Origin of the sequence: Candidatus Roseilinea sp. NK_OTU-006 (assembly GCF_012931985.1) — a bacterium.
GTDB lineage: Bacteria > Chloroflexota > Anaerolineae > J036 > Brachytrichaceae > JAAFGM01.
In genome coordinates this window covers 16,333-30,566 of record NZ_JAAFGM010000014.1, presented here as the reverse complement: position 1 = coordinate 30,566, position 14,234 = coordinate 16,333, and the positions used below count along the sequence as shown (strand labels likewise).

At 60.9% G+C, this 14,234-nt stretch carries 10 protein-coding genes; 9 read left to right on the top strand and 1 reads right to left on the bottom strand.

The window, feature by feature from the left end:
• The first annotated feature begins 17 nt into the window (after positions 1–17).
• From GXH28_RS09120 to essC, 5 genes are all read left to right on the top strand, one after another.
• Positions 18–1,406, top strand: coding sequence for a PP2C family protein-serine/threonine phosphatase (locus tag GXH28_RS09120; RefSeq protein WP_255464558.1), 1,389 nt, complete (start codon positions 18–20; stop codon positions 1,404–1,406).
• Positions 1,407–1,442: 36 nt separating this feature from the next.
• Positions 1,443–3,020: a serine/threonine protein kinase gene (locus GXH28_RS09115; RefSeq protein ID WP_169238719.1), complete on the top strand. Its 1,578-nt coding sequence runs from the start codon at positions 1,443–1,445 to the stop codon at positions 3,018–3,020.
• 14 nt (positions 3,021–3,034) lie between these two features.
• Entirely contained in the window at positions 3,035–4,447 is a 1,413-nt protein-coding gene (locus GXH28_RS09110; protein WP_169238718.1) for a serine/threonine-protein kinase, read from the top strand.
• 78 nt (positions 4,448–4,525) lie between these two features.
• Positions 4,526–5,653 carry a hypothetical protein gene (locus tag GXH28_RS09105; protein ID WP_169238717.1) on the top strand — a complete coding sequence of 376 codons (1,128 nt, stop codon included), beginning with the start codon at positions 4,526–4,528 and terminating at the stop codon, positions 5,651–5,653.
• The gene (gene essC, locus GXH28_RS09100) at positions 5,650–9,735 is read left to right on the top strand and encodes a type VII secretion protein EssC (RefSeq protein WP_169238716.1); all 4,086 of its coding nucleotides are present in this window, start codon (positions 5,650–5,652) and stop codon (positions 9,733–9,735) included. The genes GXH28_RS09105 and essC overlap by 4 nt, the downstream gene beginning before the upstream one ends.
• Positions 9,736–9,791: 56 nt before the next feature.
• On the opposite strand, the gene GXH28_RS09095 is transcribed toward essC, so the two are convergent.
• Positions 9,792–11,024 (bottom strand): cytochrome P450, encoded by a 1,233-nt coding sequence (locus GXH28_RS09095; RefSeq protein WP_169238745.1) that lies wholly within the window; start codon positions 11,022–11,024, stop codon positions 9,792–9,794.
• Between the two features lie 176 nt (positions 11,025–11,200).
• Between GXH28_RS09095 and GXH28_RS09090 the strand changes: the two genes are divergently transcribed.
• The 4 genes from GXH28_RS09090 (at position 11,201) to rplT (ending at position 14,190) form a co-directional block, all read left to right on the top strand.
• Positions 11,201–12,538 carry a Glu/Leu/Phe/Val family dehydrogenase gene (locus GXH28_RS09090; RefSeq protein WP_169238715.1) on the top strand — a complete coding sequence of 446 codons (1,338 nt, stop codon included), beginning with the start codon at positions 11,201–11,203 and terminating at the stop codon, positions 12,536–12,538.
• A gap of 153 nt (positions 12,539–12,691) precedes the next feature.
• A complete protein-coding gene (gene infC, locus GXH28_RS09085; protein WP_169238714.1) occupies positions 12,692–13,492 on the top strand; it encodes a translation initiation factor IF-3 in 801 nt (266 codons plus the stop codon).
• A 101-nt stretch (positions 13,493–13,593) separates the two neighbouring features.
• On the top strand, positions 13,594–13,803 hold the full coding sequence (locus GXH28_RS09080) for a large ribosomal subunit protein bL35 (protein ID WP_169238713.1): 210 nt from the start codon (positions 13,594–13,596) through the stop codon (positions 13,801–13,803).
• A gap of 39 nt (positions 13,804–13,842) precedes the next feature.
• Positions 13,843–14,190 (top strand): 50S ribosomal protein L20, encoded by a 348-nt coding sequence (gene rplT, locus GXH28_RS09075; protein WP_169238712.1) that lies wholly within the window; start codon positions 13,843–13,845, stop codon positions 14,188–14,190.
• The last annotated feature ends 44 nt before the right edge of the window (positions 14,191–14,234 follow it).

The window sequence follows — 14,234 nt, the reverse complement described above, 5'->3', positions numbered from 1 at the left end:
CACAGGAGATAGTAAACATGAATTCGGCCAATAAGACGATCGTCCTGACTGCTGGTCATTCCGGTTCGCAAGCGGACAGGGCGCAGAGGTATGTATCTCTGCAGTGGGGGGCGCATACGAACCGTGGGCCACGCCCCGACAACCAGGATAGCTACAGCTTGCCGAACGCCGCTGAGCAGAATAAGCGCCAATTCGGTGTGCTGGTGGTTGTCTGCGATGGCGTAGGTGGCGCTGCCGGCGGGGGCGAAGCTGCGCAGGTTGCCGCATCGGCAAGCCAAGACGCTTTCTATCGCAGCGACGGCCCCACTTCGCCTCGTGAACGTCTGGAGTGGGCGATTGGCCAGGCGAATGAAGCAATTCTCCAGATCGCTGAGCATCGCCATCAGCCTCAGATGGCGACGACGATCGTCGCTGCCTGTGTCCAAGGCGACCGTCTCTATATCGCCTACGCGGGTGATAGTCGCGCATACATCTTCCGAGGAGGTCGCTTGCGCCTCCTGACCAGTGATCACAGCACCGTTGTTGAAGACGCCAATCGGGGACTCATCGCGATGAGTGATGTCGCCCGTGTTAGCTATCGCAACATCATCACGCGGTCATTAGGCCCCGCTGCGAACGGGCAACTGGACCATCGCCTAGAGTTGCTCAGGCCCGGCGATCGCATACTGCTGTGTACGGATGGGCTATACACCGCGCTAAGCGAGGAACAGATCGAGCAGGTGTTGAATCGGCCAGCGTCTGCGCAGCAGGCGGCGGAGCTCCTTGTTGCGCAGGCAGCGCGCAGCCCAGACGTTAAAGATAACGTCACAGCCGCAGTGCTCGATTACGGCGTGCCCGCGATCGCGCTCCCTTTCGCGGGCAAACCGTTGTTTCGGTTGACCCGGATTGTAGGAGGCACTGCGCTGCTGATTATCTTAGGCGTCGCATTGTGGAGCCTAATTACTGCTACCGACAGCGCTGAACCGCTGCCTCGCCCCAGCTCGCCGACCAGCGTAGCCAGCCCCCTGCCCGGCAGCAAGTTGATGCCGAGCGGTTTGGATAGCGGGCAAGCGCCCACCTCCCCCACGTCAAGCGCGACTGACAAGGCAGCCGGCGGCTTATCACCACGGACGACGGCGACGCTCGCTGCGCTGGTGCCCACGCCTACGAGAAATCCGGCGACGCCGACGGCTGTGCGCACTCCCACGCTCACAGCTTCGCCGAGCCCGCAACCGACTTCTCCTGCGGCGCCTCCCGCGGCTCAACCACCTGAGTCGGTGCAACCGCCCCCACCCTCGCCGCCGACGCCAACACAGTTACCCGCGCCCACCACACCGGTGCCTGTACCGGACACACCGACACCTTTGCCTGAACCTACTACTCCTCCACCTTCGGCTGATCCTGCAACGCCGACGCCGATGCCATAGTTCTGTTTGTTCAGCTTCTACCGAATTAGAGAGGCTATGCCGAATAAATACAACATTGATAGGATAATCTGGCAAGGCCGTTTGAACGAAGTGTGTATTGCGTACGATCAGCAAAATAGACGGGTTGCGCTGAAACGGCCGGTCAGCTCGGACGAAGCCACAGCGAAAAACTTTCGTCGAGAGCTCAATCTGCTCTTGGGGGTCAAGCATCCGAACATTGTTAGCGTCCTAGAGTATAGCGACGCTAATGAGCTGTATTACACGATGCCCTGGTTGGACGGCGAGAGTCTCGAAGCTCGTGTGAACCGGCAGCGTTGTGCGCTGCCCCCCGCTGAGGTTTGTCAGATCGTCACCCAGATAGCCGAGGCGCTGAAGGCGCTGCACGAGAAGAGCATCGTGCATCGCGACGTGACGCCGGCGAACATCATCATGCTGGACAACCACAACCAACAAGCAAATCTTCAAGCAGTGCTTATAGATTTTAGCCTGGCGAGGCGCATCGGGATGCGCGGGATGGCTAAAGAGGGCACCCCGTTGTATTGCGCGCCGGAGCAATGGAAGGGTAAAACGCCGGCGGCGCCTAGCGCCGACGTGTATGCGCTGGGCGCGGTGGCATATTTTGCGCTGTGTGGGCGGCCGCCACGCGATGTGCTGGAGCCAGCGGATCGCACAGTGGAGCAACCCATACGCCCGCTTCACAAAGTGAACCGCGCGGTGCCGCGTCCGGTCTCGGACGTAGTGATGCGAGCGATGGCGAATGCGCCGGACAAGCGGTGGAAGACGGCCAGCGAATTCGCACAGCGGTTGGAAGAAGCGGTTAATGGGCAGACTGGGCGACAGAGCAAGGCGCGGGCGGCGACAGGCAGGCCGCTGGCGGCGCTAGGCGGGTTGCTGGCGGCGCTAGCGCTGGTTGTTGCGTTGGCGAGCGGTGCATGGCTCGCGCTGAGCAGAGGGAGCGAGGACGCCCCCATGATGGAGCGGGCGATCCCTACGGGGCTACCGCCCTTTGTCACCGTAACGCCGCGAGAGACTCGGGCAGGCACCGCGTCGGTCCAAACAACAGAAGCTTCGGCGCTCATACCGATAGCCATGGACAGGGATAGGATACGAAATCCACAGGCGACTGTGACGCTCGCGTGGCCTCCGACACCAGCATACGCATCGTCGGTTTCCACGGTGACGCCTATACCTGATGCCCAACCGGCGCAAGAGGAGTTGGCGCAAACGCCGCCTGAGACACCAACACCCCAGCCCGGCGCAATCTTAGAGCTGAGGGGGGTAAGCGGTCAAGAACGCTGGGGGATGCCTACCAGCGCCGATGGCTGCAGCCAGTTCAATGACCGTCAGCCTGTATGGCGCTATAAAGTCTCCTTGACCATTCGGAACGTCGGCAAAACAGCCTTGACGAACTGGTCGGTGAAGCTCTTCAATCAGGGCAGTCCACTCAACACATGTTTGTTGTATGGCAGCTATAGTCCGATTCTCCCCGGCCAAACGGCCAGCGTTGAAGTGGCCGCCTTTCTAACCGCTGAACCCGCCGTGCAGGCCCGCGTTATCAGTGGAGGTAAAACGTGGCGGCTGTGCTTCAAAGGCACGGCTGGCATTCCTTGCTAGAAGAGCGCACGAGCATGAGTCAGGTCCCTGCTCCTTCTCCTTCACCAGTTGTGGCGCAGTTACTCGAAGCGCGCGGGATCGCGCTCATTCGGCAGATCGCCACCGGCGGGATGAGCGAGGTGTATGAGGGTCGGCGAGGGAAGCAGCGCGTAGCGATCAAACTGTTCCGCCCTGTGTCACAAACCAGTCAGAACCTGGCCCGCGCGCTTGTGCGTGAAGCCGAGCTGATGCAGCGCCTGCATCACCCGAATCTCATTGAAGTGCTGGACGCGGGGCAGTTGAGCGATGACACTTACATCATCATTATGCCGTACGCGGCCGGCGGCACATTGCAGCAGCGCCTTGCCGATCTCAAAAAGCGAAACCAACGCATGAGTGAGCGGGATGCATTAAGGGTCGCGCGATGTGTCGCCAGCGCATTGGAATATGTTCATGCAGAAGGCATTATTCATCGCGACATCAAGCCGAGCAACATTTTGTTTATGGCCACGCGCGGTGCGGCGAAGCTCGCCGACTTTAGCGTTGCCGAGAACGTCGAAGAGGCCGTGATTCCCGCAGGCGCAGCCGGCCAGTTGCTTGTGCTTGGGACACCTAAGTATGCGGCGCCGGAGCAGGCGCAGGGACGTGCCGATGTGCGCAGTGATATCTACGGGCTAGGGATCGTGCTCTACGAGATGTTAGCGGGCGCGCCCCCTTTTGAGAGCGAATCACCAAGCGAACTTGTTCGCTTGCATGCTACCGCATCACTTCCGCCTTTAGTCCGCCAGGTTTCAGCGGAGACGCTCAACGTGATCGCGCGGGCCACGGCAAAGAATCCCCTCTATCGCTTTCAGAGCGCTCGTGAAATGCGCGAAGCGATCGAGCGAGCAATCGTCTGGTTGCCTGCTCGACAGCTCGAGCGCGCTCTGCAGCAAGCGGCGCGCCGCTTCGTGTTGCCGCTGCTGGCCGCTGTGGGTGCGGCAGCGCTTTTGCTCATCTGCGCATGCTTGATATTGGCGATGATTGTCGCCGATCGCCTGGAGGGCTATCTCAGCGCGGAGCAAACCTGGTCTCTGCCTGCTGCGGGTGTGGAGAATCGCCTTTCTCGGTCTGAGGCGCAGCGCATCGCCGGAGCGGCAGCCGAACATGTCACCTTCGGCTTGATGACCGTCTCTGACGTGGTGCTTGGCCCGACTACTAACCGCGTGGAGCTAGGATTGCGCGTGTTCTGGAGCCAGCCGGTGAGTATGGTTGTTTGGTTGACAGCGCCGGATGGTATTCCCAGCATTATCGTTGTCAGCATTGGCGCGTCAGACCTGCCTGTGATCAGCGATGCTATCGAAGACGCAGTCAATCGCGGCGTGCTCGTCTCGTGGCAGAGGCTTGGACGACGATTGCGCAGTATCGCGATCACACCTGACGGCGAAATGATCTACGTTCTGGCATAACGCGCAATCTCCTCTTAACTTTGAGTTTAGAGGCCATAATTCCTCTTAGGCGCTGTAAGCATGGCTCGACGTATTCTGGTGCGCGTGGTATATGCAGGCAAAGAGCGGCTGGTCGAAGCGCCTGCCGATCTATCCATCGGACGACTCGCCGAAGCTGTTGGACACGTTTTTGCCCCTGTCGAGTCACCCGAAGCGAGCGCAAGATACGAGCTGCGTTGCGACGGAATCCTGTTAGCGGAGAACGAACGCGTGGGTAAGGTATGCGCCTCGATCCAGCCCGGTCGGCCCTTGGAGTTGTACTTGAAGCTTGAGCGTGAACCGGCGTCGCCTCAGCCGGCACCGGCCGCTCCAATCGGCGTGCCCAGTGGTGCCGCGTGGGTTCTAGGGGGGCGCGCGCTCGCCGTTTCGGGCGAGTGGGGGGTGCGTCTATGGGATGCTGAAAAGCAGAGCTGGCAGGAGTCGCCTGTTGTAACACTCCCTATCCTCAAGCTGGCGACATGTGATTCGTTCATCCTTTGTGCTCTAAAAAATGCGCAAATTGCCCTTTGGGAGTTTAACGATACGGGTTGGTATGGTCAGGCAAATCGTCGCCTGCGGTCCGCCATCACAAGCTTAGCGCTCAATCGGACGACAGCCGCAGCGGGCACAGAAGAGGGCAATGTGTATTGGTTTCGCGTGCCCGACCTTGAGCCAGCGCAAGAGCTACCGTCCATCGGCAAGCCGGTACGTTTGTTGCACTGGCTCGACGACCAATATTGCTTGCAGCTATATGCCAACGCGGCGTTAGAAATCCGGCATCTCGACGATACAAAGCCGGTCTTCGAGACTAAGCTGGACACAGCGGCTCACATCGTCGGTGCTGCGACCGTCGAGGAAGCAGATACAAGCGGGGCGCTGATCCTGTTTGCCGAACCGATGACGTGGGTCTGGGTGGCCCTCAACAAGCGTGAGCCAACAATCCTGAGGGTAGAACAGCCCGCGAGCCGGCCGGTCTCGATGGCCTACGATGCCAAGTCACACAAGGCGTGGGTGGGTTTGGCCGATGGCAGTGTGCAGACCTGGCAGGTGAATGACGTTGGACGGTCGCTTGAGTTGTGCGACAGCCGCAAGCCAGTATCCGGCCTGCGCAGTGTGCTGCTCAGTCATGACCATCGGTATCTCATCGTTGTAGATCAGGACAACCAAGTTAGTCTTCACAGCCCATGAGTTCCACGCCACAACACTCCCCGTTTGCCGAGTCCACTCTGAAGACCGAGTTCGAGATTCGGCCACCTTCGCCGCCGCCTGCGCCGCCGGCGATCAACCTCATGCTGTTGCTGTTACCCGGCGTGTTCATGGGGTTGTCTGCGATCGCCATGTTGCTAGTTGCGCTGACCAGCGCGGTGGCTCCTGCCCAGCTACTGATGAACTTCGCTATGGTGGGCTTCATGCTCATGTCGGTGCTCACAAGCTGGCTGAACTATCGTTTTCAGCAGCAACAATATGAGCAGACCGCGACCGAACGACGTGAGCGCTATTTAGGCTACCTCAACCGCTGCGAGGCCGAGCTGAAAGATCTGCTGGATGCGCACGTCAGGCAGCGCCTTGCGCGATTTCCATCGCCGATCGAGTGCTATCAAATTGTGATGCGCCGCGAAGCGGCTCTGTGGCAGCGGGATACGCGCCATGGGGATTTCCTGGTCTTGCGCTGTGGATTGGGCACGTTGCATGCGCCGGTCGAGGTCAAGCTTCAGGAGCCGGATCCGAACCAGCCGCAGGATGATCTCTTCAACGAGGCCCAGAGGGTCAAAGCGCAGGCTCGGTCTGTCAGCAATGCGCCGGTGGTGCTGCCGGTGTCTACGCTCAACATCGTTGGCCTCATCGGAGCGCCGCGCGATGTGCAGCCCATGGCTGCTGGTTGGATTGCCCAAATCGCTGCCTTGCACGGGCCGGGTAGCGTGTATGTTGCCGGCGCGTTGCCTCTCAACGATACTCAAGGTTGGCACTGGCGATGGTTGCGTTGGTTGCCCCACGTCTGGACACCGGGACGCTCACACTGTCTGCTCGCAGCAACTGCGCGCGACATAGCGGAGCGCGTAGATGAACTGTGTCGCGCATTCGCGACTCCTAGCGCGTCCGAGCAAGAAGCCGGTTTGCAACCGCATGTCGTGATCTTGGTTGATCTGGACGCAGTTCCTAGCGCTAATGAAATACTGCGCCGGCTGGTTGCCAGCCGGCCCAACGTCCATTTGATAGCCATGGCCAGCTCATCCGACTCACTGCCGCGAGAGTGCAATTGGATCGTCGAATGTAGCCCCCAAAAAGCGATCCTACGCCGCGTTCAGCCTATGGCGGCAACCGATCTGCGTCCAGATTCGGCCCCTGAGCCAGGCCCTATGGAAGTTTTTGCCGAGTTGCTGATGCGCTTCTGGGAGCAGCAGTCGGAGGAAGGAGGCGCTGAATCCCCAGGCGAAACGGTGACTCTCTTCCAGCTCTGGGAGAGTCAGTCGCAGCGCATCTATAGTGTGCGGGACATTGACGTCGCTAGAGCCTGGCAACGCAATCGGCCGTTCGAGCGCAACTCGCAGACGCTAGCAGTGCCGATCGGGCGCGATGAGAGCGGCAATCTTGTGCACCTGAATCTGCACGATCGCGATGATCCTCGTGGACAACCCAGCCATGGGCCGCACGGCTTGGTTGCCGGCGCAACCGGCTCGGGCAAGAGCGAGCTACTCCAGTCGTTGATCGCGTCGCTGGCCGCTCACTTTAGTCCTCAGGTGCTCTCGTTCTTACTAGTGGACTACAAGGGCGGCGGCACGGCCGATGTCTTTAGAGACATGCCACACGTCGCGGGGATCATCACTAATCTCGCCGACGAGAGCTTGTCTCAGCGCGCGCTGCTCGCGCTGCAGAGCGAAATCCAGCGCCGACAAGAGCGCTTTCAGACGATCGGGGTGAATTACATAGACGATTATCAGCGCCACTGCGCGCAGGATCGGAACCTGCCGCCGTTGCCTCGCCTGGTGATCATCGTGGATGAGTTCGCCGAGCTAGCGCAGAATCAACCCGAGTTCATCCGTCAGCTCGTACGCACGGCTCGGGTCGGGCGCAGCCTGGGCGTGCACCTGATTCTTGCCACCCAGAAGCCGAGCGGCGTCGTCAACGAGCAAATCTGGAGCAACTCGCGCTTTCGCATCTGTCTGCGCGTCGAAAGCCCATCCGACAGCAACGAAATGCTCAAGCGTCCTGATGCCGCCCGGCTGACGCGCTCAGGACAGGCCTATCTGCAGGTGGGTAGTGGCGAGCTTTTCCTTCGCTTCCAAGCTGCATATGCCAATGCGCCATACATCGAGGGCGGCGCCGGCTTGCCGGAACCAGTCTTTGAAGTTGAGCTCAATGGCCGGCGTAGGCGGCTGAATATGCCCGACGCCGTGCGCTCAAAGGCGCCCGAGCAGACGCAACTGGTCGCGTTGGTGAGTCACATCTGTGACACCGCTCAGCAACTCAAACTAAGGAAGGTGGACTCGATCTGGATTCCGCCGTTGCCAGATCCGAGAGAAGAGCCGCTTGCGTTGCTGGACAAAGCGCACGATCAGCTACGGGTCAAGCCGCTGTTCTATCCCGCGGACTCGGGCTGGGATGAGTCTAAGCAAGAGTGGCGGCCTGCTCGGCGCTGGCTCAGCCCGCTGGTTGGCCTCATGGATGATCCGCGCGAACGCCGGCAAGAGCGCTTATACATTCCTCTCGACGATCCACCGACTCATCTGCTGGTCTATGGTATGCCGAGCAGCGGCAAAACCACTTTCCTGCTGACCCTGGCGCTTAGCCTAGCCATGGATCACACGCCGGAGGAAATTCATCTATACGCGCTCGACTTTGGCGCGCGCGCGCTGAGTGTGCTCCGCGAATTCCCGCATACCGCAGATGTCATCGCTCGCGGTGAGACGGAGAAAGTCGTTCGTCTCTTCAGATGGTTGCAGGCAGAGGCAGAGCGCCGTCGGCAGCATTTTAACCAGGTCGGCGTATCCAACTTCCGCGCTTATCTAGAGCTTCGCCAGCGTGATCCGTCGCATCCCGCTCTGCCAGCCGTTGTAGTTCTGATAGACGGCTACCCAACCTTTGCGGAAGCACATCCTGAGCAGGAGACGCAACTCGAGCAGTTGATGCGTGAGTGCGCCGGGCAGGGAATTCACTTCGTGATCGTCGGCGGCAGCGCGACGTCCATTAAGCCGCGCATCAGCAGCAATGCGGCGCTGACGGTCACCTTCCAACAAACTGACCCCGGCGACTACGCCTCCATCGTTGGACGCGCGGCGATTCGTCCGGCGGCGCTACCCGGTCGTGGTCTTGTGCGCCGCAGTCCACCCTTAGAGTTCCAGACCGCGCTGCCTGTGCGCACGGAGTCTGAAGCGGAGCAGACTGAGCTGCTCCGCGCGTTAGGCGGACGAATGCGGGCGGCCTGGCGTGGCGCCACGCCGGGCCCTATACGCACTTTGCCCGAGGTGCTGCCCCTGTGTGAGCTGCTGGAGCAGGGGCGCCAAACGCCTGGCGAAGGTGAGCCTCCCATCGCGCTGACGACGGACACGCTTAGCCTGCTTCGTGTGCCGATGAAAGATGGGCTGCATTTCCTGATCTATGGGCCACCCGGAGGCGGGAAGACGACTCTGCTACTGAGTTGGCTGGTGGCGATGGCGGAATGGCATCCGCCGGACGCCCTGCGCTTGTTCATGTGTGATTTAGACGACTTCGCAGAAGAGGGGCTGAGTATGATCAGCGCGCTGCCCCACCGCAAATTGTTTGCGCAGGGCATCGCGGACCTCGAGCCGATGCTAACTGAGCTCGATCAAGAAATCTCACAACGTCAAGAGCATAAAGGGCAATTGCAAGATGCCCCAACGATTATTTTGGCGTTGGACAATCTCTCCAAGCTGAAGGACACGACGCCTCCACCGTGGCTCGCCACACAGATGTCCACGCTGGTGCGGCAATCCAAAGACTGTAAGTTTCACATCTTGGCCTCCATCGGCGAAGATGCGCTTACGCGCGTGCTATACAACCAAACATGGCTTGGCACGCTGAGAGGCCGATTTTTGGTAGGCGCTGCTCAGAGCAGCGCCATGAGCCTGCGCGTGCCGCCAGGTGAGGCGCAGCGCGCCACCCCGGCCGGCTTCGGCTACTTTAGCGCCCCCAATCTTCCCCTGGCGACCCGGGTCAAGTTCGCCAATCCCTTCGTCGGCTCTCTGGCGCTTCCTCAGTGGGTAGAGGTGATCGCTCAACGTTACGCAAATAACTGCAAACCCGCGCAGTAGCCGGCTTTGGGGGTTACTCCTGTTTTGATGAAGGGGCTGGGCACTGCGCCGCTCGATTAGCCCCCCACCCGCACGCGCAACGACTTTAGCCCGTGGAAGTGGTAGGCGTTGCGATACTCCGGCTGCTCCAGCAGTTCCAGGCGCGGGACGCGCCTCGCCAGCGTGCCCAGCGCAACATCCAGCTCCAGCCGCGCCAGCGGCGCGCCCACGCAGAAGTGGATGCCGCCGCCGAACGAGACGTGAGGGTTGTCGGCGCGCGTGATGTCCAACGTGTCGGGGTTTGCAAAGCGGCGCGGGTCTCGGTTGGCGGCGCCGAGCAAAAGCGCGATTGTGTCGCCGAATTTGAAGCTGTGCCCGTTCCAGCTCAAGTCGTCCAGCACCCACCGGGTGAACAGATGCAACGGCGTGTCGAAGCGCATCAGCTCCTCGGCGGCGAGCCGACTCAGCGACGGATCAGCGACCAGCTTCTCCCACTGGTCGCGATGCGTCAGCAGGGCGAACACGCCGTTGCCGATCACATTCACGGTGGCTTCGTGGCCGGCGTTCAGCAGTTGCATACAACCGGAGATCAGCTCGTGTTCGGTCAGCCGATTCCCCTGATCCTCGGCTTCGATCAGCCGGGTGATCAGGTCGTCGGTCGGTTTGCGGCGGCGCGCCTGCACCAGCTCACTCAGATAGGCATAGAACTCCTGCGTGGCTTGCACCGCTCGACGTTCCTGTTCGGCGGTTCGGCCCAGCTCATACATGGCGACCATCGCATGCGACCAGTTCAGCAGATGGTCGCTCATCTCGACCGGCACGCCGAGCATGTTGGCGATGGTGACGACGGGGATCGGCGTGGCATAGGCCGGCAGCAGGTCCACCTCTCCCTGAGCAAGCATCGCGTCAACGAGCTGATCGCACAGCGCCTGAATGCGAGGGCGCAAGCTCTCGATTTGTCGCGCCATGAAGGCTTTCTGCACCAATCCGCGCAACCGGGTGTGCTCGGGCGGCTCCATTTGGATCATCGTCGCGTTGTCCACGTCGTAGAACGGTCGCAGTGCCTCTGGGATGGGCGGCCAGCCCAGCTCCTCGCGCGTGCGCAGGTGCGTGATCTGCCGACCGAAGCGCCGATCGCGCAGCAGGGCGTTCACATCCTCCCAGCGCGCAAAGCACCATAGGTCGAAGTCTTCCCAGTGGAACGGCTGCGGCAGTTGCCGCATGGTGTCGTAGTAGGGGTAGGGATTGTTATAGAAGTGCGGATCGCGCGGATTGAGCCGGATGCTTCCGTCGCGCACAGCCAGGTGCATCACGCCCATTAGTATACGGGATCAGCGCGCCGTGACAATGGATGGGCCGCACGGATGCTTCGATGATGCGGGATGTAATACAATCTTAAAGTGCCGTGCCGAGATGCATGGGCGAACGCGCCGCAGAAAACGCTGCGCGATTGAGATGCAATGCTAAGCCATTCGGAGGATGATCCATGACGATCATAGACCCGCTGCGCCCGTCTTCAGCGTTGCTGCAGATCAACGGCGTCGAGTTCCCCCCGCCGTCGCAGCGCCGGGCAACCGAAAAGCGAGAGGGGGCGTATGCGACAGCGCTCGCCCAGTTCGATCGCGCTGCCCAAATCCTCAACCTGGATCCCGGGCTGGCCGATACGCTGCGTTCCTGCAAGCGCGAACTCACCGTCAACTTTCCTGTGAAGATGGACAACGGCGAGGTCCGCCGCTTTACGGGCTATCGCGTCCACCACAACACGGCGCGCGGACCGACGAAAGGCGGCATCCGCTACGCGCCGACCGTTGACCTGGACGAGGTGCGCGCGCTGGCGATGTGGATGACGTGGAAATGCGCCGTGGTGAACATCCCGTATGGCGGCGCGAAAGGCGGCGTGGTGTGCAACCCCAAAGAGCTTTCGCTGCGCGAGCTGGAAGGGTTGACGCGCCGTTACACGACCGAAATCTCCTCGTTCATTAGCCCGGAAGGCGATATCCCCGCGCCGGACATGGGCACGAACCCGCAGATCATGGCCTGGATCATGGACACCTATTCCATGCACCGTGGCTACTCCGTGCCGGCCATCGTCACCGGCAAGCCGATTAACATCGGCGGCTCGGCCGGGCGTTTTGAGGCGACCGGCCGGGGCATCATGTTCACCGTGCGCGAAGCGTACCGCACCTTCGGTTGGGACTTCGACGGCATCAGCGTAGTCGTGCAGGGCTTCGGCAACGTTGGCTCGATCACGGCGCAGACGGCGCACGAAATGGGGTGCAGGGTGATCGCGGTGAGCGACGTCGAGGGAGGCATTTACAACCCCAAGGGCCTGGACATCCCGCGCCTGCGCCGCTATGTGCGCGAGCATTCAACCGTGCAGGGGTTCGACGGCGGCGATAGAATCACCAACGCCGAATTGCTCGAGCTGCCCTGTGATGTGCTGGTGCCGGCTGCCACGGAAAACCAAATCACGCGCGCAAACGCGGACAGGATCAAAGCCCGCGTCGTGGCCGAAGGCGCAAACGGCCCGACCACGCCCGAAGCCGACGAAATCCTGATGGCGAACAACGTGCTCGTCATCCCCGACATCTTGTGCAACGCCGGCGGCGTCATCGTGAGTTACTTCGAGTGGGTGCAAAGCCTGCAGCAACTGTTCTGGGAAGAAGACGATGTCACCCATCGCCTGGAGCGCATCATGGTGCGCAGCTTCCACGACGTGTACGAGCAGTCCATCCGCATGAACCTGGACCTGCGCACCAGCGCGCTGGTGCTCGGCATCGGCCGAGTGGCCGAGGCAACCCAGACGCGCGGGTTGTATCCGTAAGGGGTTGGCGGCAGGGCGCGGACATGCGTCTGACGCCTAGAAAGGTTACCGTCTTGAACTACTCCGGCGCTTGGCTATAATGCGCGTCCAACCGATGTAAGTCCCGCTTGGCGGGGGAGGAATGAGAATATCGCGCAGCAAAGATCGAATCGAGTGTCGCCGCAGCAAACCTTTCGAATCAACAACCAAATCCGTGCGCCGCAGGTGCGCGTGATTATGCCGGATGGCACAAACAAGGGCATCGTGGACACGCGCGACGCGCTAGAACTAGCGCGAAACATGTGCATGGATCTTATCGAGGTTGCGCCGAACGCCGACCCACCGGTATGTCGAATCATAGACTACGGGCGCTTCATCTACGAAAGGGAGAAGAAGGAGCGCGCAGCAAGAAAAAGCCAAAAGACGATTGAGGTGAAAGGGGTGCAACTGCGCCCCAAGACGACCGAACATCATCTGGCGTTCAAAATTCGTGCAGCGCGGCGCTTCCTCCAAGCGGGCAACAAGGTCAAGCTCAATCTGCGCTTCCGCGGTCGTGAGGTCGCGCATCAGCATGTGGCGCTCAAACTGATCGACCGATTTGTGCAGGAGCTATCGGACATCGGATTCGTGGAAGTCGCGCCGAATCTCGAAGGCAAGGCGCTGGTCGCCGTCATTGCGCCGACGCCGGCGACATTGGCGGCGGCGCATCTGAAGTCAACACAACAGCGCATCGAGGCCGAGCGCGCTGCCGACCGAGCCGCGGGTTATAACGAAGAAGAGGAGGAAGTCGAGGAAGTCGAGGACGCCGAGGGCAGCGAGTCCGAAGAAGCGGCGTTGAACGAACGCGCGACCGAGTGGGTTGCGATTGAGGATGCCAAGTTGCCGAGCAAAACGCAAGCGGCGGAGCTGCGCCGACGTCAGAATCGTGAGAAGCTGGCGCAGAAACGCGCCAACGAGCAATTTGAGTTACCATAGGTTCACGCTACACAATCGTTGCAGCATCGGCAGGTCAATGCGATGGTTCGCCGCAGTCTCTCGGCTGCGGCGAAATCGTGAAGGTAAGCTAGGGAGAGATCATGGGCAAGATCAAGACGCACAAGTCCACGTCTAAGCGCTTCAAAGTGACGGGGAGCGGCAAGCTCATGCGCACCCGCCAAGGCAAGAGCCACTTTCGGCGCAAGAAGCCGGCGCGGGTGAAGGCGCTTTTCGTCGAGATGACCGAAGTAGAGGGCAAGGGCATCCAGAAGCGCATTCGCAAGCTCGCCCCATATTTGAAGAACAAGTAAAGCAGCAAAGCACAGCCGACTTAAAGGAGGAGTAGGGAAATGGCTCGAGTAAAGGGCGGCGTGAAGACACGCCGACGCCACAACCGCGTGCTTGCCGCGACCAAAGGCCAGTTCGGTGCGCGACACAAGCACTTCCGCAAAGCCAACGAGGCGCGCCTGCATGCGATGGCCTATGCCACGCGCGACCGACGCAATCGCCGTCGCGAGCTGCGCCGCCTGTGGATCACGCGCATTAACGCAGCCGCTCGCCTAAACGGCACGACCTACAGCAAGCTTATTCAGGCTTTGAAAGCTGCCGATGTGCAGCTCGATCGCAAGATCCTGGCCGATTTGGCGGTGCGCGATGCCGATGCGTTCGCTGCCGTCGTCAAAGCGGTGCAGGCTTGAGGTTGCGCCGAGACCACGACGCGGGCGAAACGCCCGCCGCTTCC

Coding starts and splice junctions, on each gene's coding strand:
- GXH28_RS09120 (WP_255464558.1), top strand. CDS start 18: ATGAATTCGGCCAATAAGACGATCGTCCTGACTGCTGGTCATTCCGGT.
- GXH28_RS09115 (WP_169238719.1), top strand. CDS start 1,443: ATGCCGAATAAATACAACATTGATAGGATAATCTGGCAAGGCCGTTTG.
- GXH28_RS09110 (WP_169238718.1), top strand. CDS start 3,035: ATGAGTCAGGTCCCTGCTCCTTCTCCTTCACCAGTTGTGGCGCAGTTA.
- essC (WP_169238716.1), top strand. CDS start 5,650: ATGAGTTCCACGCCACAACACTCCCCGTTTGCCGAGTCCACTCTGAAG.
- GXH28_RS09095 (WP_169238745.1), bottom strand. CDS start 11,024: ATGCACCTGGCTGTGCGCGACGGAAGCATCCGGCTCAATCCGCGCGAT.
- GXH28_RS09090 (WP_169238715.1), top strand. CDS start 11,201: ATGACGATCATAGACCCGCTGCGCCCGTCTTCAGCGTTGCTGCAGATC.
- GXH28_RS09080 (WP_169238713.1), top strand. CDS start 13,594: ATGGGCAAGATCAAGACGCACAAGTCCACGTCTAAGCGCTTCAAAGTG.
- rplT (WP_169238712.1), top strand. CDS start 13,843: ATGGCTCGAGTAAAGGGCGGCGTGAAGACACGCCGACGCCACAACCGC.